General features: G+C 65.2%; 25 protein-coding genes. 18 read left to right on the top strand and 7 right to left on the bottom strand.

Annotated features, from left to right (window positions below):
- Nucleotides 1–17: 17 nt before the first annotated feature.
- The 3 genes from ACOGJC_RS11375 to ACOGJC_RS11365 all read right to left on the bottom strand — a co-directional run bounded on the left by ACOGJC_RS11375 (nt 18) and on the right by ACOGJC_RS11365 (nt 5,286).
- Nucleotides 18–1,328 (bottom strand): N-acetylmuramoyl-L-alanine amidase family protein, encoded by a 1,311-nt coding sequence (locus ACOGJC_RS11375; RefSeq protein ID WP_419845108.1) that lies wholly within the window; start codon nt 1,326–1,328, stop codon nt 18–20.
- Between the two features lie 60 nt (nt 1,329–1,388).
- Nucleotides 1,389–3,872, bottom strand: a complete 2,484-nt coding sequence (gene clpB, locus ACOGJC_RS11370; RefSeq protein ID WP_419845107.1) for an ATP-dependent chaperone ClpB — start codon at nt 3,870–3,872, stop codon at nt 1,389–1,391.
- Nucleotides 3,873–3,939: 67 nt separating this feature from the next.
- Nucleotides 3,940–5,286 (bottom strand): MFS transporter, encoded by a 1,347-nt coding sequence (locus tag ACOGJC_RS11365; protein WP_419845106.1) that lies wholly within the window; start codon nt 5,284–5,286, stop codon nt 3,940–3,942.
- 24 nt (nt 5,287–5,310) lie between these two features.
- Here ACOGJC_RS11365 and ACOGJC_RS11360 point away from each other — a divergent pair, with 24 nt between their 5' ends.
- The 5 genes from ACOGJC_RS11360 (at nt 5,311) to ACOGJC_RS11340 (ending at nt 10,703) form a co-directional block, all read left to right on the top strand.
- Complete coding sequence (locus ACOGJC_RS11360; RefSeq protein ID WP_419845105.1) at nt 5,311–6,228, top strand: 3-keto-5-aminohexanoate cleavage protein; 918 nt, start codon at nt 5,311–5,313, stop codon at nt 6,226–6,228.
- Between the two features lie 100 nt (nt 6,229–6,328).
- Nucleotides 6,329–7,150 (top strand): methyltransferase domain-containing protein, encoded by an 822-nt coding sequence (locus ACOGJC_RS11355; RefSeq protein ID WP_419845104.1) that lies wholly within the window; start codon nt 6,329–6,331, stop codon nt 7,148–7,150.
- A gap of 10 nt (nt 7,151–7,160) precedes the next feature.
- Complete coding sequence (locus ACOGJC_RS11350) at nt 7,161–8,297, top strand: acyl-CoA dehydrogenase family protein (RefSeq protein WP_419845103.1); 1,137 nt, start codon at nt 7,161–7,163, stop codon at nt 8,295–8,297.
- Nucleotides 8,298–8,322: 25 nt separating this feature from the next.
- Nucleotides 8,323–9,492 carry an amidohydrolase family protein gene (locus ACOGJC_RS11345; protein ID WP_419845102.1) on the top strand — a complete coding sequence of 390 codons (1,170 nt, stop codon included), beginning with the start codon at nt 8,323–8,325 and terminating at the stop codon, nt 9,490–9,492.
- Nucleotides 9,493–9,545: 53 nt separating this feature from the next.
- The gene (locus tag ACOGJC_RS11340) at nt 9,546–10,703 is read left to right on the top strand and encodes a mechanosensitive ion channel family protein (protein WP_419845101.1); all 1,158 of its coding nucleotides are present in this window, start codon (nt 9,546–9,548) and stop codon (nt 10,701–10,703) included.
- On the opposite strand, the gene ACOGJC_RS11335 is transcribed toward ACOGJC_RS11340, so the two are convergent.
- The gene (locus ACOGJC_RS11335; protein WP_419845100.1) at nt 10,596–12,074 is read right to left on the bottom strand and encodes an acetyl-CoA acetyltransferase; all 1,479 of its coding nucleotides are present in this window, start codon (nt 12,072–12,074) and stop codon (nt 10,596–10,598) included. The genes ACOGJC_RS11340 and ACOGJC_RS11335 overlap by 108 nt on opposite strands.
- Nucleotides 12,075–12,338: 264 nt before the next feature.
- Here ACOGJC_RS11335 and ACOGJC_RS11330 point away from each other — a divergent pair, with 264 nt between their 5' ends.
- The 3 genes from ACOGJC_RS11330 to ACOGJC_RS11320 are packed head-to-tail and all read left to right on the top strand — an operon-like array spanning nt 12,339 to nt 13,480.
- Complete coding sequence (locus ACOGJC_RS11330; RefSeq protein ID WP_419845099.1) at nt 12,339–12,800, top strand: nuclear transport factor 2 family protein; 462 nt, start codon at nt 12,339–12,341, stop codon at nt 12,798–12,800.
- Nucleotides 12,801–12,854: 54 nt separating this feature from the next.
- A complete protein-coding gene (locus tag ACOGJC_RS11325) occupies nt 12,855–13,079 on the top strand; it encodes a type II toxin-antitoxin system VapB family antitoxin (protein ID WP_419845098.1) in 225 nt (74 codons plus the stop codon).
- Complete coding sequence (locus ACOGJC_RS11320; protein WP_419845097.1) at nt 13,076–13,480, top strand: PIN domain nuclease; 405 nt, start codon at nt 13,076–13,078, stop codon at nt 13,478–13,480. Before ACOGJC_RS11325 ends, ACOGJC_RS11320 begins: the two co-directional genes overlap by 4 nt.
- Nucleotides 13,481–13,489: 9 nt before the next feature.
- Here ACOGJC_RS11320 and ACOGJC_RS11315 read toward each other — a convergent pair whose 3' ends face one another.
- On the bottom strand, nt 13,490–15,187 hold the full coding sequence (locus ACOGJC_RS11315; RefSeq protein ID WP_419845096.1) for an N-acyl-D-amino-acid deacylase family protein: 1,698 nt from the start codon (nt 15,185–15,187) through the stop codon (nt 13,490–13,492).
- 25 nt (nt 15,188–15,212) lie between these two features.
- Here ACOGJC_RS11315 and ACOGJC_RS11310 point away from each other — a divergent pair, with 25 nt between their 5' ends.
- The 3 genes from ACOGJC_RS11310 to ACOGJC_RS11300 all read left to right on the top strand — a co-directional run bounded on the left by ACOGJC_RS11310 (nt 15,213) and on the right by ACOGJC_RS11300 (nt 17,515).
- Nucleotides 15,213–15,734 (top strand): nuclear transport factor 2 family protein, encoded by a 522-nt coding sequence (locus tag ACOGJC_RS11310; protein ID WP_419845095.1) that lies wholly within the window; start codon nt 15,213–15,215, stop codon nt 15,732–15,734.
- 67 nt (nt 15,735–15,801) lie between these two features.
- A complete protein-coding gene (locus tag ACOGJC_RS11305; RefSeq protein ID WP_419845094.1) occupies nt 15,802–16,392 on the top strand; it encodes a PadR family transcriptional regulator in 591 nt (196 codons plus the stop codon).
- A 43-nt stretch (nt 16,393–16,435) separates the two neighbouring features.
- Nucleotides 16,436–17,515, top strand: a complete 1,080-nt coding sequence (locus ACOGJC_RS11300; RefSeq protein ID WP_419845093.1) for an inositol-3-phosphate synthase — start codon at nt 16,436–16,438, stop codon at nt 17,513–17,515.
- Here ACOGJC_RS11300 and ACOGJC_RS11295 read toward each other — a convergent pair.
- Together ACOGJC_RS11295 and ACOGJC_RS11290 are read right to left on the bottom strand one after the other, a co-directional pair.
- Nucleotides 17,508–18,734 (bottom strand): CCA tRNA nucleotidyltransferase, encoded by a 1,227-nt coding sequence (locus ACOGJC_RS11295; protein WP_419845092.1) that lies wholly within the window; start codon nt 18,732–18,734, stop codon nt 17,508–17,510. The genes ACOGJC_RS11300 and ACOGJC_RS11295 overlap by 8 nt on opposite strands.
- Nucleotides 18,731–19,729, bottom strand: a complete 999-nt coding sequence (locus tag ACOGJC_RS11290; protein ID WP_419845091.1) for a histone deacetylase — start codon at nt 19,727–19,729, stop codon at nt 18,731–18,733. The genes ACOGJC_RS11295 and ACOGJC_RS11290 overlap by 4 nt, the downstream gene beginning before the upstream one ends.
- An 86-nt stretch (nt 19,730–19,815) precedes the next feature.
- Between ACOGJC_RS11290 and ACOGJC_RS11285 the strand changes: the two genes are divergently transcribed.
- The 7 genes from ACOGJC_RS11285 to ACOGJC_RS11255 are packed head-to-tail and all read left to right on the top strand — an operon-like array spanning nt 19,816 to nt 26,220.
- Nucleotides 19,816–20,541 (top strand): GNAT family N-acetyltransferase, encoded by a 726-nt coding sequence (locus ACOGJC_RS11285; RefSeq protein WP_419845090.1) that lies wholly within the window; start codon nt 19,816–19,818, stop codon nt 20,539–20,541.
- A complete protein-coding gene (locus ACOGJC_RS11280; RefSeq protein ID WP_419845089.1) occupies nt 20,531–22,636 on the top strand; it encodes a DUF6049 family protein in 2,106 nt (701 codons plus the stop codon). Before ACOGJC_RS11285 ends, ACOGJC_RS11280 begins: the two co-directional genes overlap by 11 nt.
- Nucleotides 22,637–22,646: 10 nt before the next feature.
- Nucleotides 22,647–23,486, top strand: coding sequence for a DegV family protein (locus ACOGJC_RS11275; RefSeq protein ID WP_419845088.1), 840 nt, complete (start codon nt 22,647–22,649; stop codon nt 23,484–23,486).
- Between the two features lie 44 nt (nt 23,487–23,530).
- Nucleotides 23,531–23,896, top strand: a complete 366-nt coding sequence (locus ACOGJC_RS11270) for an NADH-quinone oxidoreductase subunit A (RefSeq protein WP_419845087.1) — start codon at nt 23,531–23,533, stop codon at nt 23,894–23,896.
- Between the two features lie 50 nt (nt 23,897–23,946).
- Nucleotides 23,947–24,405: an NADH-quinone oxidoreductase subunit B gene (locus ACOGJC_RS11265; protein ID WP_419845086.1), complete on the top strand. Its 459-nt coding sequence runs from the start codon at nt 23,947–23,949 to the stop codon at nt 24,403–24,405.
- Nucleotides 24,392–25,045 (top strand): NADH-quinone oxidoreductase subunit C, encoded by a 654-nt coding sequence (locus ACOGJC_RS11260; protein ID WP_419845085.1) that lies wholly within the window; start codon nt 24,392–24,394, stop codon nt 25,043–25,045. Before ACOGJC_RS11265 ends, ACOGJC_RS11260 begins: the two co-directional genes overlap by 14 nt.
- A 29-nt stretch (nt 25,046–25,074) precedes the next feature.
- Entirely contained in the window at nt 25,075–26,220 is a 1,146-nt protein-coding gene (locus ACOGJC_RS11255) for an NADH-quinone oxidoreductase subunit D (RefSeq protein WP_419848232.1), read from the top strand.
- The last annotated feature ends 10 nt before the right edge of the window (nt 26,221–26,230 follow it).

The raw sequence follows: 26,230 nt of genomic DNA, 5'->3' as shown, positions 1-26,230 counted from the left end.
CTCGTCGCCGACAAGCTCTACTCCAATACCACCTCGTTGCATCGGCTGGGTGCCCGTGCCGGGTCGAACACCCTCGGCTGCTGGTTTGAGTCTGTGCCCGAGCGGTCGGTGTTCAGATAGGCCTCGATGGCGTTGGCGGTGGCTTTGGCCGCCACCCGGATGTATTCGTCAGTAGCAAAGAGAGCGGCCTCGGAACGGTTGGACAGGTAGCCGTATTCGACCAGGACTGCGGGCACGTTCGGCCGGATGATCATCCCGTAGGCGTCGCGGCCTCGGGTTGACAGCACCCGAATTACCCCTGCGTCAGGCACCCGGCTCCAGGCCACGTTGTCGAAGCCTGACAACGCCTGGGTGATCTCCTGATGGAGCAGCCCGCCGAGGCGAGCGGAATCGGCACGGGGCAGTTGGGCCGACACCGACTGCACGTACACCTCGGTGCCTGGTTGGCTCCCCGTGCGGTAGGTAGGTCCGTTGTGGTGGATCGAGACCAGGGCTTCAGCTCCCAGAGCGTCGGCGAAGGCGGCTCGAACCGACAGCGTTGTGCCGTAGTGGCCATTGCGAGTGGAGGCGGCTGGAATGCCCCGATTCGAGAGCTCGTTCAAGACCGAATAGCTGAGGGTCAGGTTCAGGTCGCGCTCGGCCAAGCCGTTGGGTCCCACTGCCCCGACGTCGTATGACCCCCCATGACCTGGATCCACCACCACTCGCACCCCTTGGAGGGGAAATCCCGCGCTGACCGTCGATATCGAACCGCACGGCGTTGTCACGACAAATCTCCCTTCGTTCACCCCCACTACGGCAACCGACACGCCGGTTGGCGTTATCAGCCCCGGCGGGGGATCACCCTCGACGTCGTCGGGCCGTACCAATGCGTCGAGGGCCAAAGACGGAGAAGGCTCCGACTGGGCTTGGCCAGGACAGCCTTCGGGGGTGATGTGAGTGTCGATTTCGAAGTCGAACCGGCAGCGGTAGGTGTTCAGCAGCGCCTCTTGGACTGCGATCAGCTGGTCGCGAATCGCAATATCCTCGGGGGTGGGAACCCCTTTGAACTCGGCTGGCTGGGAAAACCCCAGGGTGGGGTAGCCAGCGGTGCAGCCGCCGGGCACCGCTTCGATGTCGAGGCCGAATTGGCATCGATAGATATTGAGCAGCGTCTCCTGAGCGGCAATCAGGTTGTCGCGCACCGCAATGTCTTCGATGGAAAAGCCACCGTTCGAAGCACTCTGGGCATTTGCCGCCGAAGAGCCAAGGGCCAGCACTAGCAGACTCGCCGCCACAACCCGGCAAATTTGGAACGACACCCGGGCGAATCGTCCAGAAGCGGTCACCGCGAGAACGTATAGAACGGGCTACTAACCCGCCAATCCCCGTTGATGCCGATTCGGCATTCAGCCGATGGCGATCTCCCCGGAAGAGTTGAGGGTGGCCGTTGCCGTCGTCCCCTCAGCGATGGTCCCGCTGAGGACCGCCTCGGCGAGGCGATCGACTAGCTCCCGCTGGATCATCCGCTTGAGGGGGCGGGCGCCGTAGGCCGGGTCGTAGCCGTCGGCGGCCAGCTTGGCCCGAACCTCGTCGGTTACCACCAGGTGGATGCGGCGGTCGGACAGCCGCTCGGCCAAGCGGTCGATCTGGAGGTCGACGATCTGAGCGAGGTGCTCGGGCTTCAGCTCGCCGAACGTCACGATGTCGTCGATACGGTTCACGAACTCGGGGCGGAAGTACTCCTTGGGGTCCACCGCCAAATTGGACGTCATGATCAGCACCGCGTTGGTGAAGTCCACTGTTCGCCCCTGCCCGTCGGTCAGCCGGCCGTCGTCCATCAGTTGCAGAAGAACGTTGAACACCTCAGGGTGGGCCTTTTCGATCTCATCCAGCAACACCACCGCATAGGGCCGTCGCCGAACTGCCTCGGTGAGCTGACCGCCCTCGTCGAATCCGACATAGCCGGGGGGTGCGCCGATGAGACGGGACACGCTGTGCTTTTCCATGTACTCCGACATGTCGATGCGGACCATGGCCCGCTCGTCGTCGAACAAGAAGTCGGCCAGCGTGCGGGCCAACTCGGTTTTTCCCACGCCGGTGGGGCCGATGAACAGGAACGATCCGATGGGTCGATTGGGGTCGGACAGTCCGGCCCGGCTGCGGCGGATGGCTGAGGCCACCAGTTGCACCGGCTCGGATTGGCCGACAACCCGCTGACCGAGCACCGATTCAAGGCGCAGCAATTTGTCGGTCTCGCCCTCCATGAGGCGGGTTACCGGTACACCGGTCCAGCGAGACACCACCGCGGCCACGTCGTCGGGGTCCACTTCCTCCTTCAGCATCTGCCGGTCGGCCTGAAGCTCCACCAGTCGTTGGTCGGCCTCGGCGATCTGGCGCTCCAGCTCGGGCAGCTTGCCGAACCGGATCTCGGCGGCTCGCTCCAGGTCGTCCTCCCGTTCCAGTGCGGTGCTCAGGGCGTCGTGTTCTTCTTTCAGCGTTCGGATGGTGCCGATGGCCTCCTTCTCCGACTGCCAGTGAGCCTGCATGCCAGCCAGCTCCTCTCGCAGGTTGGCCAGCTCCTCTTCCAGAGCCTCCAAGCGCTCGGCCGATGCCGCGTCAGACTCCTTGGCCAGGGCCACCTGCTCGATCTCCAGTTGGCGGATGCGACGGTCCACCACATCGATCTCGGTGGGCATGGAGTCGATTTCAATGCGGAGCATGGACGCAGCCTCGTCCACCAGGTCGATGGCTTTGTCGGGCAGGAACCGCCCGGTCACATACCGATTCGAGAGCACCGCGGCCGACACCAGGGCAGCGTCTTGGATGCGGACCCCGTGGTGCACCTCGTAGCGCTCCTTCAGACCCCGCAGGATGGCCACCGCGTCCTCCACCGACGGCTCGCCCACGTATACCTGCTGGAAGCGGCGCTCCAGAGCGGCGTCTTTTTCGATGTGGGAGCGGAACTCGTCCAGCGTGGTGGCGCCGATCATGCGCAGCTCGCCCCGGGCCAGCATGGGCTTGATCATGTTGCCGGCATCCATAGCCCCCTCAGCCGCGCCCGCCCCCACGATGGTGTGCAATTCGTCCATGAACGTGATCACCTCGCCGTCCGCGTCGGTGATCTCCTTCAACACGGCCTTGAGCCGCTCCTCGAACTCTCCCCGATACTTGGCTCCGGCCACCATGGCCGACATGTCCAGCGCCACCAGGCGCTTGTTCTTCAGCCCCTCGGGCACGTCTCCGTCGGCGATCCGAAGGGCCAGGCCCTCCACGATGGCGGTCTTGCCCACGCCGGGCTCGCCGATCAGCACCGGATTGTTCTTGGTGCGGCGGCTCAGCACTTGGATGGTGCGGCGAATCTCCTCGTCCCGGCCGATCACCGGGTCGAGCTTGCCGTCACGGGCCAAAACGGTGAGGTCCCGGCCGTACTTCTCCAACGCCTGATAGGAATCCTCGGGCGTGGTCGAGGTCACCCGGTGCGATCCCCGCACCTCGGCCAGCGCCTCCATCAGGCGGTTGCGGCCTATCCCCACCCGGTCGGCCATGGCCACCAGCAGGTGCTCGGTGGACAGGTACTCGTCGCCCAACTCGGTGCGGGCCGCGTCGGCGGTCTCCATCGACTTGACCAGGTCCCGAGACGTGCGCACCTCGGTGCCGTAGGCCGACGGCAGCTGGCTGAGCGCAGCCTCCAGCTGGGCCCGCAGATCGGGCAGCGCCACCCCAGTGCGCTGCAACACCGGCAGCACCACGCCGTCGGTCTGGCCGATCAGAGCCAGCAACAGGTGGTCGGGGGTCACCTCGGGATGGCTCTTCGACTGAGCCATGGCGGTGGCGTCGTTGAACGCCTCCCTGGTCTTCAGGGTCCACCGGTTGGGATCAAGCATCGACATGCTCCTCTTTCTGCGTTAATTCTCTCTTTCTTCTATTGATAACCGCCAAAAGTTGAGGGTATTCCACTCAATTTTCTTTCTTGTGGGTTGCCATGCCTAGCGACGCCAGCGCGGCAACTCCGCAGATGATGGCCAACACGGTGAAAAACGTCTCGTAGTCGGCGAGGTCGCCTCCCAGCATGGCCACACCAGCAGCCACACCCACCGCGCCCCCGATGCGGATGACGGTCTGCACAGTGCCCGCGGCCAGTCCCAGTTGGCCGGGGGGCACGCCATAGGCAATCGCGCTGTTGACTCCCGGAAAAGTGGTGCCCACGCCGAATCCCATCAACAAGGCCGCCGGGAACCACACTGCCGCCCATTCCCTCTCCGGACCGGCGAACGCCGCCACCCACAGGCAGCCCAAGGCGATGCAGCCGGCCGCGGGAACCATGACCACCCGGTGTCCGAACCGCTCCATCACCCGGCCGGTGGCATAGCCCACCGTGCTGGACGCCGCGGTGAGCGGCGTCAGCAATAATCCGGCCTCCAGCGTGCTGTACTGCCACGGCCCTCGGAGGAATTGCACCAGGGCTAGGAAGATGCCGAAGAACGCCACCCCCACCAGCACCGCCACTACCGCAGTTGACGCAAATACCCGGTGGCGAAACAGAGCGAGATCGATGACTGGCGAAGGATGTCGACCGCAGCGAATCAAGAATGCCGCCATTCCCACAACGGCTGCCGCGAATGCTCCGATGACCCGGGGATCGTCCGATCCCCACTCGTTGAACTGCACGATGCCCAGCACCAGCGCAGCCGTGCTGAGTCCGGCCAAGACCACCCCGACCATGTCGGGCAGTTCAGCATCTTCGTCCGCCGCCGACTCAGAGATAAGGCTCCGACGAGCCAGCACCGCTATCCCCACCGGCGCAACCAGGAAGAAGCCGGCTCGCCATGAGGCGAACTCAATGGCCAGCGCCCCCAGCGTGGGGGCGAGTGAGGCCACCACCCCGGCCACGGTGGACCACACCCCCACCGCAATGGCCCGACGCTGGGGGCCGAGGGTGGACATCACCAGGGCCAGACCCGAGGTGATGAGGCTGGAACCGCCGAAGGCCTGGTAGCACCGGGCCGCGATCATGGCCGGTGCGTTGGGCGCCAAACCCACAGCAGCCGAGCCGGTCACGAAAATAGCGATGGCCCACAGGAACACCCGTCGGTGGCCGATGCGGTCGGCCAGGCGGCCCGCGGGGATGAGCAGGGCCGCCACCATGATGTTGTAGCCGCTGATCACCCACGACACCTGGGTGGCCGGGGTACCGCTGAACGTGTCGATGATCTCCGGGTAGGCCACGAACATCAGCGTCACGTCCAAGGAGCTGGCTGCCGAAGCCAGCGACACCAGCCACAACGCTTTCCACTCCCGGCTCACGACTCCCGACGGTACTCTCAGGTCATGGACACCACGCCCGTCATCATCGAAGTCGCCCTCAACGGGACCACCACCCGCGACCGAAATCCCCACGTCCCACTCAGCCGGGAAGAGCTCATCGAGGAGGGGTTGGCCTGCATAGAGGCGGGAGCCACCATCGTCCATTGCCACATCGCCGACATGCGGGTGCCAGCAGCCGAGGCGGCCGCCGAGTATCGGGCGACCTTCGAGCCGTGGGTGGCCGCCGACCCCGACGTGCTGGTGCTGCCCACCCTGGGGTGGGGCCAGAACATGGCCGAGAAGCTCGGCCATCTGGAATATCTGGCCGAGGGGGGATTACAGCGGCTGGGGTTCATCGACCCTGGCTCCATGATCCTGGGCAAGGCCGGGGCCAACGGCCTGCCCGATCCCAACAGCTTTGTCTATGTCAACTCCTTCGCCGACATGGAAGTGGCCATCGAGCAGTGCAACCGCCTGGGCCTGGGTATGCACTTCGCCATCTTCGAGCCCGGTTTCCTCCGCAACGTGCTGTCGTATTGGCGCTTCGGCCAGCTCACCCCCGGATCATTCGTGAAGTTCTACTTCGGCGGCCCCGGCGGCTACTTCGCCATCGGCGACAGCGTGAGCTTCGGCCTGCCCCCCACCGAGAAGGCCCTGGACGCCTACCTGGAGATGCTGGAGCTGGTCGGCTGCGACCTGCCTTGGTTCGCCGCGGTGGTGGGGGGCGACTTGATCGAATCCCCGATCCCCCAACTCACCCTGGAGCGAGGCGGCCACCTCCGAGTGGGCCACGAGGACTACGCCGGCGACCGCCCCCGGCCCAACCATGTGCTGGTGGCCGAAGTCGCCGCCCTGGCCGCCGACATGGGCCGCCCCGCGGCCACTTCTTCCCAAGCCGTCGAAATCCTCGGCCTCCCCGCCCGCCGTATGGCAAGCGCCTAGCCAGCCACTCTTGAAATACAGAGTCAGCTTTCCGGGGAACGAACATCAATCCTGATTTCGCTTTGTTAGGTATGACTCATATTCTCCATTCCGAGCCATCATGAGCGACTCCGACGACACCTCTGCTAATCGTCGGCAGAGCCTCGAGAAGATGCCCGGGCACTGGCTGCTGGCCCGAATGGGCAAGCAGGTGCTCCGACCTGGGGGCCGAGAGCTCACCGACGAACTGCTCTCTGAACTAGACGTCGGTCCCGGCGACCATGTTGTGGAACTCGCCCCCGGAGTGGGTGCGACCGCCAAACTCGTTTTCGAGCGCAACCCCTCTGGCTACACCGGAATCGAACGGGACGTTGATGCCGCAGCCCAAGTCAATGCCAAGGCCAAGAACTACCGCTACCAGTGCATCGTCGGCACTGCTCAAGAAACACACCTCTCAGCAAATTCCTCACATGTCGTGCTCTGCGAGGCGCTCCTTACGATGCAGTCAGAGGAGAACAAGAAGAAGGTCATCGACGAGGCATTCCGAATCCTGCGCCCCGGCGGACGCTTCGGCATCCACGAGCTCTGTCTTCGGCCCGAATCGCTTGAGGCTGAGACGCAAAGGGAGGTTCGCGGCGACTTGGCACGCGCTACCCAGGTCGGTGTTCGCCCCCTCACTGCTCCCGACTGGGTCGCCATGCTCAAACGCGCCGGGTTCCAGGTCCGCCACGAGTCCACAGTGGCAATGCGCATTCTTGAGCCCATTCACCTGATCAAAGACGAGGGATTGGTTGGTACCGCGAAAATCGTCTTGAACATCATCAGGACACCAGCAGCTCGTCAACGCGTCCGGGCCATGCGACGCACGTTTCGCCAGCACAGCCGCCATCTCGGTGCGGTGGCAATTGTCGCCGTCAAACCCCGCCCTCCAGCTATTCCCTAGGATGCTGGGTATGGCCAGCATCTATCTGGATCGTGCCCGAGAGCTTCGCTCGTTGATCGACGAGAACGCGGCCAAGACTGACGGGCTGCCTATCCCCCAGGAGACGGTCAATGCGCTGGAAGATGCCGAGCTGCACAAGGTGATGGTGCCGGACGCGGTGGGAGGGCTCGAACTACCAGTTAACGAGTGCATCGACATTTGGACCGAGATTTCCCGGGCTGACGGCTCGGTCGGCTGGTGTCTGATGGCCAGCTGCGCTGCCACGGCTTACTTCGCCGCGTGGTGCCCCGATGAGCACATCGAGCGCATGTTCTCCGACGGGGTGCCTCTGTCTGCCGGGCAGTTCGCCCCCAACGGCACTGCCACTCCCGATGACGACGGCTTTCGCCTCAATGGCCGCTACTCGTTCGGCAGCGGCATCAACCACGCCCAGTGGGCCGGCGCCGGGGTGTTCACCGAGGAGCCCGAGGGGGTGGACCCCCGGTTTCTTTTCGCCATCTACCCGGTGGAAAAGGCCCAGATCACCGGCAACTGGGACGTGATGGGCCTCCAGGCCACCGCCAGCTACGACTACACCCTCGAAGACGTGTACGTGCCGGCCACCTCCACCTTCGACATGTTCGATCTCACCGTGTACCGGGGCGGCCCCCTCTACAAGCTCGGCGTAATGCCGCTCACCGCCGCCGGCCACGCCGGATTCGCCATCGGGGTGGTGCAACGGGGTCTCGACGAGCTGTATTCCGTGGCCCGCTCCAAACATCGCATGGGAGACGCCACCCCCCTGGCCCAAAATGACCGCTTCGTTCATGAGATCGGGGAATTGGAGTCCCGCTTCCGGGCGGCCCGAGGCTGGCTCCACGACACCTTCGCCACCGCCGAGCGCAATGTGGTGGAAACCGGCGTGGTCGATCCGATGGACGTGATCCTCACCCGCCAGGCCACAGTGTTCGTCACCCAGGAGGGCGCCGACATCCTGCGCCGCGCCTATCTTCTGGCCGGCACCGACGCTCTCCGCTCCGGCGGCCTCCAGCGGGCCTTCCGTGACATCCACGCCGGCACCCAACACGTCTTCGCCGGCACCGGCCCCGCCCTAGAACTCGGCCGCGCCCTCCTCGATGCTGCCCCCGACAACCCCCTCGACGCCTGAAAGCCCAGAGAAAGAAGGCAATTCCATGAGCATGGATCTGTTTGAGCGGTTCAAGGTTATTGATGTAGATACGCATTTGACCGAGCCGCCTGATGTGTGGACGGCGCGGATGCCGGCCAGTTTGCACGACAAGGTGCCCCATATTGAGCGAGTAGACGGGCGGGACACTTGGATGGTGAATGGGGAGTCGCTGGGTTCGCCCGGCTACTACTCCATGGCCGGGTTCGACGGGCTGATGCCATTGAAGATCCCCGAGACCTACGACGAGATCGCCCCGTCTATGTACGACGCCCAGGCCCGGCTGGAGTTCATGGACAGCCAGGGCATCTGGGCCCAGATCCTTTACCCCAACGTCGGCGGGTTCGGCAACGGCTACTTTCTGCGCCTCGGCGACCGGGAGGTGGTGGCCCAGTGCGTGGCCGCCTACAACGACTTCTTGTCCGACTGGACCTCCGCCGACCCCGCGCGGCTCATCCCCATCACCGCGGTGCCGTTCTGGGACATCGAACTGTCGCTGGCCGAGATCGAGCGGTGCGCCGGGCTGGGGCATCGGGCCATCAACTTCTGCAACCAGCCCCAGGATTACGGCCAGCCCCCGCTCGGCCACCAGCACTGGGATCCCATCTGGGCGCTGGCCCAAGAGGCTGAACTGGCGGTGAGCTTCCATGTGGGCGGCGGCAACATGGGCACACTGATGGCCGACGAGGCCGAGATGGGGTGGATGACCAACTTCGCCAAGGTGTCGTCTCTCATCTTCCTGGACAACATGCGCTGCATCGCCGACCTGATCTTCGGCGGGGTGTGCCACCGGTTCCCCGAACTGCAACTGGTGTCGGTGGAAAGCGGGGCCGGTTGGATTCCCCCGGCCTTGGAGGCGTTCGACTGGCAGTGGCGCAATGGCGGCGTGCATCTCGAGCACCCCGAATACGACCTGTTGCCCAGCGAGTACTTCGAGCGCCAGATCTACGGCTGCTTCTGGTTCGAGCAGGCTGGCGCGGTGGCCGCCATCGAGAGGTTCCCCAACAACATCCTGTACGAGACCGACTACCCCCACCCCACGTGCCAGCACCCCGGCCCGGCTACTCCGGCGCAGTACCCCCGGGATTACGCGAAGTGGGCTCTCGGCGACCTCAGCGACGACCTGTTGGCCAAGGTGCTCCACGACAACGCCGCCCGGGTGTATCGCCTGGACTGATCCCGGGCACCCAAAACTGACCCAAGGCACGGGGGCGCCGGTACGCTAACCCGATGGCTCTCGTCGTTCCTGCTACCACCGTCAACGACGCCTGCGGTCCTGATCCGGGATTCTTCTGTGAGCTGATCTTCGACAACACCGAGAACGAGCGGCTGGCTGAGATCGTCGGGTGGTTGGTGGAGCGGCCGCTGCGGATCATCCTCATCCTGCTGGCGGCCTGGATCATCAAGAAGATTGCCCACAAGGTGGTCGACCGGGCGGTCTCTCGATTGGTGCGCCAGAGCGAGACCGATACCGAGGAGCAGCTCGAAGACGCCGGCAAGCTGGACTTCGGCGCCCGGGCGGCCAAGGCCATCAACCGCATCCAAGAGCGCCAAGTCCGCAGCGCCCAGAGGATCGAGACCATTGCCGCAGTGTTGAAGAGCTTGGCCACCGCGCTCATCTTGGCGGTGGCCGCGCTCCTGTGCCTGAGCGAGCTCAACATCGATCTAGCCCCCCTGATTGCCGGTGCCGGTATCGCCGGCCTGGCGGTGGGCTTCGGGGCTCAGTCGCTGGTGCGGGACTTCTTGGCCGGAATGTTCATCTTGATCGAAGACCAGTTCGGGGTGGGCGACGTCGTGGATGTGGGCGACACGTCGGGCACCATCGAGAAAGTCAGCCTGCGTACCACCACCTTGCGGGATGTGAGCGGTGTGGTGTGGACCGTTCCCAACGGGGAAATCCACCGCACGGCCAACCACTCACAGCTGTGGTCGCGGGCCATCTTGGACATCGGGGTCAGCTACGACACCGACATCGATCAGGCCAGTGAGATCATGAAGTCGGTGGCCGACGACCTGTGGCACGAGAACGACCCCGACCTCACCATCTTGGAGGAGCCCTCGGTGTGGGGAGTTCAAGAACTGGGCAACGATGCCGTGGTCATCCGCCTGGTGGTAAAGACCGACCCCAGCGAGCAATGGGCGGTCGGACGCGTTCTACGGGCTCGCATCAAGAAGGCCTTCGACGAGTCCGGCATCGAGATCCCCTTCCCGCAGCGCACCGTATGGATCCGCAACGAGAACGACCAAGACGACGATGCCGAGCAGCCGCCCGCACCTGACTCAGTCGGTGGGCGTGAACGACCCGTCGGCTCTGGCGATGATGCCGCGCCCGCAGAACTCTCCGGCGACGGCGGCGGCCATGACGGCGGGGGCGGTGGAGACGAGTAGCGTCCGGGCGCCGTCGGGAAATTCCCCGATGGCCACCGCCCGCTCAGGGCCTTCCCGGCCCCAGATCACGGTGTAGGACACCACTTCGGCCTGCTCGTTGTCGCCCGTGCGGTACGGCTGGGGCTGGAGGTCGGCGGCAACCGCATCGGTCACGTCGATGTTGGCGAATGGCTGCGCCGGCGGCTCAGTGGACCACACGCTGGCCCCCTGTTTGGTGATCATGCCGCTGATCGAGGTCAGCAGCCCGGTGGACCCGGGATCGGCCCTCAGCACCTGGGCCAGCTTTACCGCGGACTGGATCACATAGTTGTTGAGCGGTCCTCCAGCCCAGGTCATACCCCCAGTCACGGTGAGATCCCGTTCAAGATCGAGGCCCAGCTCGAGAGCCTGGGTGCGCACCGCGATGGGGAAACAGGAGTACAGATCCACGTGGTCGGCATCGCTCGGTGCCATCCCCAGATGGCCGCTCAAGGCGCGTCCGGCATGGGCGAATCCCGGACTGCGGTGAAGCTCGGGCCGCTCGGTCACCGGCACCATGTGGTTGGACTCCGCGGCGGCCCAAGGGAACACCCAGAGATCCGAGTCGATGCCCAGCGCCCGGGCAGTGCCCGCCGAGCAGAAGATCAGCGCCGCGGCCTGGTCAACGTTCCACTGCGAGTTGTGCCATTTGGTGTACGGCCACGCCAGCATCCTGTTGCCGTTTTCCGGAGTGGCGATGGCGGCCGCGTCCAGCCCGTCCCGGAACCAGGCGTCGGGGTTCGATGCGGCCACTTGCGCGAATCGGGACCAGAGTCCAGCCACCTCATCGCGGTGCTCGTCGATGGTCTGTTCATCGGCGAACCGCCGGGCATTCTCGATCATGGCGTAGTGGTGGGTAGCCATCACCAACCCAGTGTCGATCTCGGCCCGGCTGATGATCATCCCGTGAGGTGTCACGAAATCATCCGGCTCGGCCCCACCCTGGTCAGTGTCGGGGGCGTCCACGCCGGCGATCGACGCCCGCAATCCCCGGTACTTGGCCTCTCCGCCCACCACCGCCACCACGTCGGCAGAACCCGACGCAATAGCAGCCGCCGCATCACCCATCACCGCCGTCTGCAAGATCCCCACATCAGCCAAAAAACTCCGAGCCTGAGACGCCCCCACCGCATCAGCCACCCAGCGAGCCGGATCCGAATACCCCCAAGTCCCCTTGGTAACCCTCACCTGATCCAACCGACCAATCAGCTCACCAGCTCCAGCATCATCGGCCGCCCCCCTCAGCGCCTCGGCCATCAATCCCACTGCCTCCACGGCATCAGATGGGTCTTCAAGCCGCTGAGCAACCGCCCCCACTCCCACCAGCACCGGAGTTCTCTCGTCAAAGCTCACGCCCGCACCCTAACCCCTCTCAAATGGAGTGCCCCGCCCCAAAGGTAGGCGTGGTGGTGGGTGGCCCGGCTCAGGGCGCCCGCCGCCCGGACTCCATGGAGGACGGCGGGCTGGGCCGGGACAGGACCCGCCACCACGCCGGGGGATGGTAACGACAGGACCCGCCACCACGCCGGGGGATGGTAACGACAGGACCCGCCACCACGCCGGGGGATGGTAACGACAGGACCCGCCGCGCAAGCAGAAACGATGTACGGTCAGACGATGGAGCAGTGGGAATTGATCGCTCGGGAATCGATCCGGGACTTAGTAGCCCGGTACAACGCCAACGGAGACTCGGGCCGGTTCGACCAAGTCATGGACCTATTCGCCCCCGACGCCATAATGCGGACCCCGACGCAACCCGATAAGTACGGCATCGACGAGATCCGCACCATCTTCACCGGCGCCCAGGACACTCTGTCCGATATCGGCGGCGGCACCCCAAAGTACATCCGCCACCACACCGCCACCCACCAGATCGACCTGCTCTCACCCACCGAGGCCAGGGGCCGCTGCTATTACCACGTGATCATGGAGCACGGCCTTGACCACTGGGGCCGCTACATCGATTGCTATGGCGTTGTGGACGGCCGTTGGCTGTTCACCGAACGCTCAGTGACCATGGACGGGTACATTCCCGATGGCTGGGGCGCCCACAATGCCTCCAAAGGCCAGGACTATTGACCATCTCTACACATAAACCACAAGTAATACACCTAATAGGTGTAAACTGTGGCGATGAACGAGGTCAACCCTCGTACCCGCACCAATATCGAGCTTGACGACCGTCTGCTCGAAGTGGTGATGCGCAGATACGGCGTGCGCACCAAGACCGAGGCCGTACACCTCGCGCTGAGCCGCCTGGCCGGGCTACCCCTGACCACCGAGGAGATGCTAGCCATGCAGGGGGCACAGCTCATCGGCGAAATCCCGCCCGATACCGGACTCCAACCCATCGGATGATCCTGGCCGACACCTCTGCCTGGATGGAGTACGACCGAGGTACAAACTCCCCGGTTCATGCCCGGCTAGCCGCACTCATCGCCGAAGGCGGTCACAACGTCGCCGTCACCGAGCCGGTTCTGATGGAGGTACTGGGAGGGGCCAAAGACGACCAAAACCACCTCCGGCTCTTCAATTTGATGACCTCGGTGTCCTGGCTGGGAGCCAACCCGACCGCCGACTTCGAGGGCGCGGCTCGAATCAACCGGGTTTGCCGAGCCAACGGCGTCACCCCACCGGGATACATCGTCTGCATGATCGCCAACATCGCGCTGCGTACCGGATCAGAGATCTTGACCGCTGATCAGGATTTTCACCGCGTGGCGGAGCTGTTCCCCCTCAAGATCGCCGCGACGTCCTAGCGGTCGGGCTCAGGGCACCGGAGTGTTGGCGTCGAGGACCGCCCCGGGGTTGGCGCCGGTGAGCGAGCCCTCCACCTGGGTGAGCACGCCGTTGACCGCGGTGGCCCGATAGCCGCCGACCGGGCGGCGCAGGCGGGGAGCACCCGAGGGCAGGTCGGACACAAACCCGTCGGTGTCCCACGACAGCTCGTCCAAGTCGAACACCGTGACATCGCCGGCATAGCCGGGCAGAAGGCGTCCCCGGTCGTTGAATCCCAAGATCTCCGCTTGTCGGCCGGTGATCTCGTACACCGCGTGCTCCAGCTCGAGGTCTCCCCGTTCCCGCACGTGGCGAGTCAACAGCAGGGTGGTGTCGCCCGCGGCGCACATCATCTGCACGTGGGCCCCGGCATCGGAGGCGCTGATCAGACAGCGATCGTCGGCGATCATCTGAGCCACCCCGTCGATGTTGCTGTTGCTCACCCCCATGGCCACCACGCCGGGCTCCAGGTCGTTTTCCAGAATCCAGTCGGCGAACACATCTGAGGGGTGGCCGCCCCGAGCCTCGGTCAACTCGGCCAGCGAACGCCCCAGCCAACTCTCGTTGTCGGCGCGGGTCACCGAGGTGAACCGCGCGAAGTCGGGCCGATTGATGGGGAACAGCGATTTCTCGGTGGCGTCCCACTCGTTGCGGGCGATCTCCCGCCAGCCGGGGTCGGCCAGCATCTCCCGTCGGGCGTGCCCGGTCACCCCCATGATCTGGTTCCAGCCCTTGGGCAGCATCATGAACACCATGGTCTGGTCCCAGCTCACGTTGAGGTCCACGGTGCGGGGCGAGGAGATGGGCCACATGTCGCAGCCCTCATCGCGGATCGCCTGGGTAAAGGCCATGTATTCATCCGGGCGGTGCGGGGCCATGTCGCTGTGAGAGACCCCGTTCCAGATGGAGGTAACCCCCCGGGGTCCGAGCACCCGGGCCATCCGGCGGATGTCGGCTTCGGGATCCTCGCCGGTGAGGTTGGGAATGAACTCCACCAGGCCGTGGCCCGCGGCGGCCAGCACGTCGGCCAGCGCGGTCAGCTCCCCGTCGCAAGCCAACCGGCTAGGCACCGGGCGGCTGCGGCGGTCCAAGTCGAAGAACGAGGTGCTGAAGCCATAACAGCCCGCATCCATGGCGTCGGCCATCTCGGCGGCCATGGCCGCGATCTCCTCTTCGGTGGCCTCCCGGGTCCAGGCGTCGTCGCCCATGACGTAGATCCGCAGCATGGAGTGGCCGATGAGCGAGGCCATGTTCAGCGCGATCCCGCCCTCGTTCATGGCATCGCGGTACTGGCGCCACGACCCCCATGACCAGGGTATGGCCGACTCGAAGTCGGCCACCGGCATGTCCTCTATGTAGCAGAACACGTCGATGAGCTCATCGAGATTCTCGGCCTTGGCCGGGGCCAGCGACAGCGAGCAGTTGCCGATCAGCGCGGTGGTCACCCCGTGCTGGGGCATGGGGTCGCACCCCCGGTCCCAGAACATGGAAGGGTCCAAGTGGGTGTGGGAGTCGATGAACCCGGGGGTCACATAGCAGCCACCGGCGTCCAAATCGGTTTCGCCGTCAGGAACCAGGTTCGGGCCCACCTCGGTGATAACCCCTCCATTGATGCGCACATCGGCGGGCCGGGCCGCGATCCCGGTGCCGTCGATCAGATTGCCGCCGCGGATGATGAGGTCTGACATGGGCGAAACGATAGAGAATGGGCGTATGACTGACCCCATCAGCACGGAAGATCTAGAGACATTGGCAGCCAAGCAGGCCATCACCGAGGTGATCTACGGCTATTGCCGGGCACTCGACCGGATGGACATGCCGGCGGCCTACGCGGTGTGGCATCCCGATGGAACCGCCGACTACGGCGAGGACATCTTCCAGGGCACTGGCCACGAGTTCGTGGACTGGGTCTGGACCGCTCACGCCGGAATGTCCACCCATTCCCATCAGATCACCAACGTCTTGATCCAGGTGGACGGCGACCGAGCCGTCAGCGAGGCCTACGTCACCGTCGCGCTGCGAACCCTGCCCTTCGGGGACGGCCCCGACGTGGCCGACATCTTCAGCCGAGGGCGCTACGTGGACCAATGGTCTCGTCGAGACGGCAAATGGGCCATCGACCACCGCAACTACATCACCGACCACTCCGTGACCGTGCCCAACTCCAACCCCGACCCCCACGATCCCCGGTCGATCCGCGGCCCAGAGGATCCTTCAGTCGCCTTGTTCGGCTGACTACCCCAACGTCTATCGCGCACCAACAAGTTGACCTGATATAGCGAATCGATATAATCGCGGTCCAATGTTGGATCTCGCGGTGCTCGGACTGCTCAAGGAGGGCGACCTCCACGGCTATGAGCTGAACAAGCGCCTCAAGTCTCTGGTCGGCGGATACGCCAACTCGTACGGTGCCCTGTACCCCGCCTTGGCCCGCTTGGAGCGCCGCGGCTGGGTGAGCTCCGCTGCCGTTGCCCCTGAGCTCGTCACCGATGAGCAGAATTTGGAGGGGCACGCTCGTCGCAACCGGAAGCGCAGCACTCGGTCCAAACCAGGCCGAACTCGCAAGGTGTACCACATCACCGAGGCCGGCGAAGACCACCTGCTGGAGCTGCTTCAAGAGGACGCCAACAACGAGCGGCGCTTCCGCTTGCAGCTGGCCTTCTGCCGCTTCCTTCCCCCTGACCGGCGGCTGGCGCTCTTCGAGCTGCGCCGGGCCCACTTGGTGAGCCTGCAAGCCATGGCCCGCCGCGATCCTGTGCACTCCAACGATCCCTATGTGCGTTCCCTGTTCCAGCGGGACCAGGAACGCCGAGAACACGACTTGGTTTGGCTCGATCAGCTGATCGCCGACGAGCGCAACAACCGGCCGAGTCCCGACCCCACCGACCCATGATCAGCGCTGATCGATACTTCTTCGCCCAAGGAGGGCAATCACGATGAGCAATCCAATCCGCATCGCAATCGCCGGTGTCGGCAACTGCGCCAGCTCTCTGGTGCAGGGGCTGCACTACTACGCCGACGCCGAACCCGACGACCAGGTACCCGGCCTCATGCACGTGGTACTGGGGGGCTACCACATCAACGACGTGGTGCCCGTGGCCGCTTTCGACGTGGACGCCTCCAAGGTCGGTCTCGACCTGGGCAAGGCCATCGGGGCCGAACCCAATAACACCGTGCAGTTCTGCGACGTGCCCGATCTGGGCGTGCGGGTGCAGCGAGCCCCCACCCTGGACGGGTTCGGCGAGTTCTACCGAACCCAGTGCGAGGAGTCCCCGGCCGCGCCGGTGGACGTGGCCGAGGCCCTTCGGGAGGCCGGCGCCGACGTGCTCATCTCCTACTTGCCGGTGGGCTCCGAAGAGGCCCAGCGCTACTACGCCGAGTGCTGCCTGGAGGCCGGCGTGGCCTTTGTGAACGCCATCCCGGTGTTCATCGCCTCCGATCCAGAGTGGGCCCAGCGCTTCACCGATGCCGGTGTCCCCGTGGTGGGCGACGACATCAAGAGCCAGGTGGGCGCCACCATCGTGCACCGTACTTTGGCCCGGCTCTACGAGGACCGGGGCGTGGAACTCGACCGCACCTACCAGCTCAACTTCGGCGGGAACATGGACTTCATGAACATGCTGGAGCGGTCCCGGCTGGTGTCCAAGAAGATCTCCAAGACCCAGTCGGTCACCAGCCAGCTCGACAAGGGCATCGCCGCCGATGATGTGCACATCGGCCCCAGCGATCATGTTCCCTGGCTGGAAGACCGGAAGTGGGCCCACATCCGCCTCGAGGGCCGGGGCTTCGGCGATGTCCCCCTCAACATCGACCTCAAGCTGGAAGTGGTGGACTCCCCCAATTCCGCCGGCGTCATCATCGACGCTCTGCGCTGCGCCAAACTCGGCTTGGACCACGGTGTCGGCGGCCCTTTGCTCGGCCCGTCGGCCTACTTCATGAAGAGCCCCCCCATCCAGTATCGCGACGAAGCCGCCCGCGAAATGGTCGAGGCCTACGCCCGAGGCGACGTCAGCTAGAACGCCACCTCAAAAGGTGTTGGCGGGCCTCTTCGGGAGTGAGGAAACCGGAGTCGAGGCGGTGACGGCGTAGTTCGCTCACGGCCGCGCCCACTTCAGGCCCGGGCTCCAGACCGAGCAGATCCATTATTTCGTCGCCGTCAAGCACGGGGGGGCCGCATAGATCGGGCTCTGCGGTGATCAGGGCTTCCACATCGGCGGTCAGCGTGTTCACCGCACCAAGAGCTGTGGCCAACATCACCGCTTGGGGCAGATGAGGGTCGGCATCGACCACCCAAAGACGTAACTCGGCAAGGGATTGGGGGGGAAATTCGACGGCTCGGCGCGCCGCGGTCAACACGGCAAACACGGCGCGGCTGACCGCGGTGGTTGCTCGTCGCTCCGACAATGCCGACTGCACATCGGCTGGAGTTCCGGCATCGGCCAGCAATGCAGCCAAGCGGACAACCGGATCGTCGCCGACCTTGTCAAGAAGGGCCAGAGCCGCATGGCCATCGCCGACCAGTCCCAACACCCGTTCTCCCAGTCCGGTCTCAAAGAGCAATTCGAAGCCTGGCCCAGGATCGGGGAGGGCCAAGAGCCGGTCCAGTTCGTCGCGCATCCGCTCGTGGGCCACGATTTCGAGCCGGTCCGCCATGGCGGTCATGGCGGCCACCAGGTTGGGTTCCGCGGTCAGATCGAACTGGGCCAAGAACCGGGCCGCCCGCAACATGCGCAGGGGGTCGTCGCTGAACGTTTCCTCAGGGTCCAGAGGCGTGCGGAGGCGGCCGACATGCAAGTCATCGGCACCACCGAAGGGATCGACCAACTCCCCATCGGGAAGCTCGACGGCCATGGCGTTGATTGTGAAGTCGCGGCGGGAGAGATCGGCTTCGATGGCATCGGCGAAGACCACCTCGGGCTTGCGAGAGTCGGGGCGGTACCGCTCGGTGCGGTGGGTGGTGATCTCAACCCGGCGATCGCCGCGACGAGCGCCGATGGTGCCGAAGCGCTCTCCCTGGGTCCACAGGGTGTCGGCCCACTCGTCCAAGATCGACTTCACCGCCTCCGGCTGGGCGTCGGTGGTGAGATCCAGGTCAAAAGCGGTGTTCAGAGGTCGATCGCGTAGAGCGTCCCGCACGATTCCGCCAACCAGATAGATCCGGTAGCCACCGGCGGCAAACCGCTCAGCCAGCCCGCGGGCCTCTTCCCGCACCGGGTCCAGACGATCGAGGCTCACGGCAGCAAAGCAGCCGCGGCCGCGGCCACGTCGGCCCCCGGCCCGCCCCCCGTGGCTGGTTCCGGTCGCCACGTCGTACCGGCCAAAACGGCCACTGTGGCCGCGGCGCAGTCGGCCAGCGCATCCAAGTCGTAGCCGCCTTCGAGAAAGGCGATGCGTCGGCCGGTGGGCACCACTTCGATGATCGCCTCGGTGAGATCGGCGAAATCTCCTGCGGCCAAACCCAGATTGGTCAGCGGGTCAGCCCGGTGGGCGTCGAATCCGGCCGACAGCACCAGCCAATCGGGGTTGAACTCCTCCACCGCGGGCAGCACGGCCTCCTCCCAGCCCCGGCGGTACACGTCGCCGGTCGCCCCCATGGGCATGGGCAGGTTGATGGTGGTGCCCGCCCCGGCCCCTTCGCCCCGCTCCAGCAACCCCCCGGTGCCCGGATAGAACGGGTACTGGTGCCACGACACGTACATCACCCGGCTGTCCTCCCAGAAAACATCTTGAGTGCCGTTGCCGTGGTGGGCGTCGTAGTCCACCACCAGCACCCGCTCGCCCCGGTCGGCCAGTGCCTGGGCACAGACTGCTGCGCTGTTGAACATGCAGAATCCCATCGACCGTACCGGGGTGGCGTGATGCCCTGGCGGACGCACCGCGCAGAACGCGGCATCGGCCTCCCCGCCGTCCAATCCGTCGATGGCCGCCATCCCCGCCCCTGCGGCCAGCCGAGCCGCCGCCTCCGACTCAGCGGACAGGACAGTGTCGGGGTCTAGCCGACCGCCGCCGGCTTGGGCCACCCGGTGCACCAAGTCGAGCACTGCCCGCTGGTGAACAGCAAGCAGTTCGGCATCGGTGGCCATCCGGGGCTCGGTCGGGATTAGCGCATCGGCCAGCCCCGCCCGCTGCACACCGTCGATCACGGCGCGCAGGCGGGCCGGCCGCTCCGGATGGGAACGCCCGGTGTCGTGGTCGAGAAAGCGCTCGTCGGTGATCCACAGAACCGACACAACCCCACGGTACCCCCGCTGCCTCGGCCGCCCCCTCCAATATCCCCGCAGGGCCATTGCTCCTACACACCACTAGCCTCACTGAAATGTTGGGCCGACGGTCGGAGGTACTCCGGCTCGGGGGAGATCGCCTGCGGCTTAGGAACTGGGCCGGCGAGGCCGGGACTGGCCTGCTCATCCAATTGACTCCTGGTTCGGCGGTGTCTGATACCACGGCCACCGCGGCGATTGAAACCGCGATCACCCAGGGCTACCAGCGCCTGCGGACCTCCGCGCTTTCGCGTGTCGAGGCGGAGCCCTTCTTGCGGGCTGGATTCAAGCCCTGCCAGCAACTCGCCTTGTTGCACAGGCCGATTCAAGGCGGACTTCCTGATCGAAATGGCAGCATTGCCATAAAACGGGCTCGCCGCCGCGACCACTCATCGGTACTGGCTGTAGACCGTGACGCCTTCGAGCCCTTTTGGCAGCTCGACCAACCTGGGTTGCACGACGCCCTGTGGGCCACTCCCTTCCGACGCTTTCGCGTCGCTCGCCAAGGCACCAACACGGCATTGACCGGGTATGCCATCTGTGGGCGCAGCGGTCCGGCGGGCTACCTCCAGCGCTTGGCAATCTCGCCCAGCCAACAAGGCCAGGGCGCGGGAGCGTCCCTAGTGATCGATGGACTGAGGTGGATGGCCCGCTGGGGGGTGACTCAGGCCTGGGTCAACACGCCCCAGCACAACACCGGGGCGCTGCGGCTCTACGAGCGGCTGGGCTTCGAGCAGGTTCCCCCCGGTCTGCAAGTTCTGGAGAGAGTCCTTGAGCCCTGAGTTCGGTTCGCGACACCGACCTTGGACCCTCGGCCTGGTATTCGCTCTGGTGCTCCTAGCCGCGCCCGCCATCGCGCTTCCGGCGGCATCCGCCCAGAACGGCACCAGCCTCTCCGGCGACGCCACCCCTGCCATCGAGCTGGTCAGCCAAAGCATGTGGATCGCCGAGGAGGATCTCTTCCGGGTCTCCTTCCGACTTCTCAATGTTCCTGACGAGTCCACCGTTGACGTCAACATCGGCGTGCCCATCCGGTCTCGCTCCGCTTTTCTGGATCGGCTGGCCGAACCCTCCACCGGACAGGGTCACCATCAGATTTCCCGGTTGGCCATCCCTCAGCCTGATGCCAACGGGATCGCTTCGTTGCAAATCGCCACCACCAGCGGCCAAGAGCCAGAGGCGGATGAACTGCTGCTCCCACTGCCCGCCGAAGGGGTATACCCGGTGGGCCTCGTTCTTCGGGATTCCGACGGCAACCGATTGGACATTGTCCACACCTTCCTGGTCCGCACCCCCATGCCGGACTCCAACCAGCCTCCCCTGATGGTGGGCACTGTGCTGTCGGTGAGCGGGCCACCGGCCGTCGACCAACAAGGCAACGTGGATCTGGGTCCCGCCGGCCAGAGCCTGCAAACGCTAGCCGAGGTCCTCGATCCCCGGGTTCGCCCCCAACCCCCCGTCACAGTCTCGCTCGATCCCCATTTGATCGACGCTTTGGCCCTCAGCGATCGCCCTGAGCACGCCCAGCTGCTGGCCCGACTCCAACAAGCCATGATCAGCCGACAGATCGCGAGCAACACCTACGTGCCCCTGGACAGCGATGCGTGGATCGACCAAGACCTCAGTCTCCAGATCGGCTGGCAGATCGAGGCGGGGGCGGCGGTATTGGACGAGCATCTCGGCTCTCAGCCCGACCGCACCATCATGGTGCTGACCACATCGGCCTCCCCTGAGTTGCTCCAACGGCTTCAACGAGAGCAGGTGGAGCTGGTCCTGGTTCCCGATGCCCTGCTCAATCCGGCTGATGAACTGGTCAGCACATCAGCCAAGACGTCGTTCCTGCTACCGGCGATCGACCAACCGGCTCGAGCAGTGGCTATCGACAGCAGCGCCACCGCTCACTTCACCCGAGCCAGCAGCACCGAGGCCGCCCCCTACTTGGTGTTGGCCGATCTGGCCGTCCGCTGGTTTGAAGACCCCCAGAGGCTCCGGGGGATCGTTCTGGCGCCACCCCTGGCCTCACTGCCGGATTCCACTGGGCTAGGGGTGCTGCTAGACGAAATCAGCGTCAGCCCCATCCTTTCGCCCATCGACCCCGCCACCATTGTCGAGAGGCTCGAACCGGACGCCCTTCGAGAGGTGCGCCCCGCCGAGGAGGACAGTTTCGGAGAGGATTACAAGGCCGCCTTGACCAACGGACAGCGCATCGCCCGGTCGTACCAGAACATGGTGGACCCAATCGCCACTGTGGGCACCCCCGAGCGGCAGTTGATCGAGACCTTGGAGCGGGCTTTGCTGCTGTCGGGCGCCTATGGCCTGACCGAGACCCAGCGAGACGCCTATCTGGCCGTGGTGGCTCAGACCGTGCGAGACACTGTGGCCGCCATCCAGCCCCCGAGCCAGCAGCGGATCACCCTGACCAGCCGCTCGGGAAGCATTCCGATGATCATTCGCAACAGCCTCAACCACGATGTCATCGTCCGATTGGACCTCAACAGCGACAAGCTGGACTTTCCCGACGGTGATTCCCTGCTGTGGCGCCTGTCCCCCGGCGTCAACCAGGTCCAAGTACCGGTTCGGGCCAAGACCTCGGGCGACGCGGTGTTGGAAATCCGGGTCAACTCGCCCACCGGGCTGCTGGCCTTGGGCGAATCCCAGCTCACCGTACGGGCAACTTCACTGTCGGGCGCGGGGGTGGGGATCGCGGCCGCCGCGCTGGCCATCTTGATGGTGTGGTGGGGCAGAAACTGGTGGTCCCGCCGACGACAGGCGGCCCGAGCCCGGCATGTATCGGTAGTCGGTATGGAAGTGGCACCGCCCCCGGAGCCCACGAAATCGGAAAACGGCGAGGGGATGCCCACCCCGCAACAGGAGTAGTGTCGAAGCCATGACCGTTCGCATTGTGACCGATAGTTCCTGCGACCTCAGCGCCGCTGATATCGAGCGCTACCAGATCACCGTGGTCCCCCTCACCATCCGCTTCGGCGACGAGGAGTTCACCGATGGCCAGGACCTTTCGGCTGAGAACTTCTACGAGAAGATGGCGGCCAGCGACGATCTGCCGTCTACCGCCGCCCCCGCACCGGGTGCCTTCGAAACAGTGTTTCGAGAGCTGGCCGCGGGCGGAGCCGAAGCAGTGGTGTGCATAAATCTGTCGTTCGCCCTTTCGGCCACCGGGGAGTCGGCCCAGAATGCGGCTCGAGCATTGGAGGGCGAGGTGGACGTTCGGGTGGTGGACTCCGGCAAGGTCTCGGTAGGCCTGGGCCTTATGGTGAAAGCTGCGGCCGCCGCCGCCGAAGCCGGTCACCGCGCCGATGAGATCGAAGCCCAACTGGCCCAACTGAAAGACCGGGTCTTCATCTATGCCGTGCTGGACACCCTGGACAATCTCAAGAAGGGCGGGCGCATCGGCACCGCGCAGGCCCTCCTGGGAAGTGCCCTGTCGATCAAGCCCTGCCTGGATCTCACCTCAGGCGTCGTGGAGGAGGCTGGCAAGCAGCGAACCCGGGGCAAGGCCCGCTCCTGGCTGACCAAGCAAGTGAGCGAAGCCGGAGAGTTGGAGCAATTGGCTCTGGCCCACGGTGCGGCCGATGACATCGACGCGTTCACCGCCAGCCTGGGCGACGCCCCCGCCCACAACCCCTTGACCGTGACCCTCATCGGCCCCGTTGTGGGCACCCACGCCGGACCAGGGGTTATAGCCGCGGCCTATATTCCCGCCCCCTAAGTACGTCTTGGCCCGCAGAAAACGCCGTCGGTAACCTTCGAGCCGTGTCGGAGTTCCTCCGCGACTACCTCCTCGTTGTCTTATTCCTCGTGCTGGCCGGCGCGTTGGTGTTCGGGATGCTGGGGCTCGGCAGCCTGCTGCGGCCCACCCGGTCGCAGCCCCAGAAATACATCACCTACGAGAGCGGTGTCGACCCCGTGGGACTGGGCTGGTCGCAGAGCAACATCCGGTATTACGTGTTCGCCCTTCTTTTCGTGATGTTCGACGTCGAGGCGGTGTTCATCTTCCCCTGGGCCACCCGGCTGGAGGCCTATGGAACATTCGGCTTGGTCGAGATGGCCATTTTCATCTTCATCCTTGCGCTGGGCTTGGTGTACGCCTGGCGTAAAGGCGTCCTTCGGTGGATCTGAGGTAGTCAGTGGGACTGGTCGCTAGCGGGAAGGCTCCAAAACCCCTGACCATGCTGCTCAATCTCGGGCGGAAGTACTCCATCTGGATGTACCAGTGGGGCCTGGCCTGCTGCGCCATCGAGATGGGCGCGGTGATCGGATCCCCTCGCTACGACGTCATGCGCCTCGGCGTGATCCCGTTTCCCGCCAGCCCTCGGCAGGCCGACCTGGTGGTGATCTCGGGCACGGTCACCGACAAGATGGTCCCTTCGATTCTCCGCCTCTACGAGCAGATGCCCGACCCGAAATACGTCATCTCGATGGGCTCCTGCGCCAACTGCGGAGGCCCCTACTGGGACTCCTATTCGGTGACCAAGGGCGTCGATCAGATCATCCCGGTGGACGTGTATGTGCCCGGCTGTCCGCCCCGGCCCGAGGCATTGCTGGAGGGCATCGTGCTGCTCCAGGAGCGCATCGGCAACGAGGACCCGGCTGCGCGGTGGCGAGGTGACCCCATTGTCGTCGACTGAGATGGACAACGACGCCGCCGAAGCCGGCCCGCAGCCCGACGAGCGCCGGGAAGCTTGGGCAGCTCAACTGGCCGATGCCCTGGGCGACGGTTTCGTGGAGCACCACATCATCCCTAACAGCGATCTTTGGGTTCGGGTTGCCCGCGACTCGTGGGTCGATGCGGCTACCGCCGCCCGCGACCAGCTTGACTGCCAGTTTTTCGACTGGCTGTCGGCCATCGACTGGTTGCCCTCCCCCTACGGGCGGGACATGGACGCCCAAGAGGACAACCCCGAGCCCAAGGCAGCCGACCCCATGGAACAGGGTCACGGCGGGGGCGAGACCCGGTTCCAGATGGTGATGCGCCTCTATTCGATCACCGAGCACATGGGCCTCACCATCAAGGCCGATCTGCCCAATAACGATCTGAGCATCGACACCCTGATCCAGGTGTACCCCGGGGCCAACTGGCATGAGCGGGAGGCCTGGGAGATGTTCGGGATCCAGTTCAACAGCCATCCCGATCTCCGACACATCTACCTTCCCGGCGAGTTCGAGGGAAACCCCCTCCGCAAGGACTTCCCGCTGCTCGCCCGCCGGGTGAAGCCGTGGCCCGGCATCGTGGACGTGGAGCTGTTCCCCGGCGAGGAGGACTCGTGACCGCGACGAGTACCGACCAGCGCCGGCAGATGGCCTATGTGGCCACCCAGGCCGCCGACGCCCGGCTGAACGTGGAGATCGAGACCGAGGGCATGACCCTCAACATCGGCCCCCAGCACCCGGCCACCCACGGCACCCTCCGGCTGGTAGCCCGCCTCGACGGCGAGCAGGTGGTGGAGGCCGAGCCCATCATGGGGTACATGCACCGGGGTTACGAGAAGCTAGCCGAGGTGCGGACCTATCCCCAGGTCACCACGCTCATCAACCGCATCGACTGGCTGGGAAGCTTCGCCAACGAGGTGCCGTTCATCCTGGCCGCCGAGAAGCTCATGGAGGTCGAGGCCCCGCCTCGGGCCCAATGGATCCGCACCGCGCTGTTCGAGCTGAGCCGGATCGCCAACATCACCCTTTTCTTGGGCGACATGGCGGTGCAGCTCGGGGCCCTCACCCCGGTGTTCATGGCCTTCCGCGACCGAGAGTTCGTGCTGAATCAGATCGAGGCGGTCACCGGCGGACGCTTCCACCCCAACTTCGACCGCATCGGCGGCGTCAAAGACGACTTGCCCAAGGGCTGGATCGACGACACCAAGCAGGCCATGGAGAAGATACGGGACTTCTGCGACGAGTTCGAAGAGTTGGTGCTGGGCAATGAGATCTTCCAGGCCCGCAGCCGGGGCATCGGCATCGTGCCAGCCGAAGTGGGCCTGGCCTACGGGCTGTCGGGCGCCAACATCCGGGCCAGCGGAGTTGACTGGGACCTGCGCCGCGACGGCCATGAGGCCCTGGCCTACGACCAGGTGGACTGGAAGGTGTGGACGCACCCCGACGGCGACTCCTTCGCCCGCTACTGGGTACGGCTCCAGGAGACCCGAGAAGCCACCCACATCGTCGATCAGCTCTTGGACGGGCTGCCATCGGGCCCGATCATGGCCAAGGTGCCCCGCATCATCAAGGTACCCGCTGGTGAGGCCTACGCCGCCACCGAGAACCCGCTGGGGGAGATGGGCTACTACATCGTGAGCAAGGGCGACTTGGTACCGTTCCGGGTGAAGATCCGCTCGGCCAGCTTCTCCAACATCTCCATCACCCCGTGGTTGCTCAAGGGCGTGTACGTGCCCGACATCATCACGATTCTGGCCAGCCTGTACTTCATCCTCGGAGACATCGACCGGTGACCGCGGCAAC

This window comes from Candidatus Poriferisocius sp., from assembly GCF_965204015.1.
Taxonomy (GTDB): Bacteria; Actinomycetota; Acidimicrobiia; order Acidimicrobiales; family Bin134; genus Poriferisocius.
The sequence above is the reverse complement of the archived record's forward strand: the minus strand, read 5'-3'. Positions and strand labels throughout refer to the sequence as shown.

Bases quoted from the DNA above. Each gene is read 5' to 3' on its own strand.
- ACOGJC_RS11350 (WP_419845103.1), top strand. From the start codon at position 7,161: ATGGCCAGCATCTATCTGGATCGTGCCCGAGAGCTTCGCTCGTTGATC.
- ACOGJC_RS11285 (WP_419845090.1), top strand. From the start codon at position 19,816: ATGTTGGGCCGACGGTCGGAGGTACTCCGGCTCGGGGGAGATCGCCTG.
- ACOGJC_RS11345 (WP_419845102.1), top strand. From the start codon at position 8,323: ATGAGCATGGATCTGTTTGAGCGGTTCAAGGTTATTGATGTAGATACG.
- ACOGJC_RS11305 (WP_419845094.1), top strand. From the start codon at position 15,802: ATGTTGGATCTCGCGGTGCTCGGACTGCTCAAGGAGGGCGACCTCCAC.
- ACOGJC_RS11300 (WP_419845093.1), top strand. From the start codon at position 16,436: ATGAGCAATCCAATCCGCATCGCAATCGCCGGTGTCGGCAACTGCGCC.
- ACOGJC_RS11255 (WP_419848232.1), top strand. From the start codon at position 25,075: ATGGCCTATGTGGCCACCCAGGCCGCCGACGCCCGGCTGAACGTGGAG.
- ACOGJC_RS11325 (WP_419845098.1), top strand. From the start codon at position 12,855: ATGAACGAGGTCAACCCTCGTACCCGCACCAATATCGAGCTTGACGAC.
- ACOGJC_RS11360 (WP_419845105.1), top strand. From the start codon at position 5,311: ATGGACACCACGCCCGTCATCATCGAAGTCGCCCTCAACGGGACCACC.
- ACOGJC_RS11275 (WP_419845088.1), top strand. From the start codon at position 22,647: ATGACCGTTCGCATTGTGACCGATAGTTCCTGCGACCTCAGCGCCGCT.
- ACOGJC_RS11355 (WP_419845104.1), top strand. From the start codon at position 6,329: ATGAGCGACTCCGACGACACCTCTGCTAATCGTCGGCAGAGCCTCGAG.
- ACOGJC_RS11310 (WP_419845095.1), top strand. From the start codon at position 15,213: ATGACTGACCCCATCAGCACGGAAGATCTAGAGACATTGGCAGCCAAG.
- ACOGJC_RS11265 (WP_419845086.1), top strand. From the start codon at position 23,947: ATGCTGCTCAATCTCGGGCGGAAGTACTCCATCTGGATGTACCAGTGG.
- clpB (WP_419845107.1), bottom strand. From the start codon at position 3,872: ATGTCGATGCTTGATCCCAACCGGTGGACCCTGAAGACCAGGGAGGCG.
- ACOGJC_RS11330 (WP_419845099.1), top strand. From the start codon at position 12,339: ATGGAGCAGTGGGAATTGATCGCTCGGGAATCGATCCGGGACTTAGTA.
- ACOGJC_RS11340 (WP_419845101.1), top strand. From the start codon at position 9,546: ATGGCTCTCGTCGTTCCTGCTACCACCGTCAACGACGCCTGCGGTCCT.
- ACOGJC_RS11320 (WP_419845097.1), top strand. From the start codon at position 13,076: ATGATCCTGGCCGACACCTCTGCCTGGATGGAGTACGACCGAGGTACA.
- ACOGJC_RS11315 (WP_419845096.1), bottom strand. From the start codon at position 15,187: ATGTCAGACCTCATCATCCGCGGCGGCAATCTGATCGACGGCACCGGG.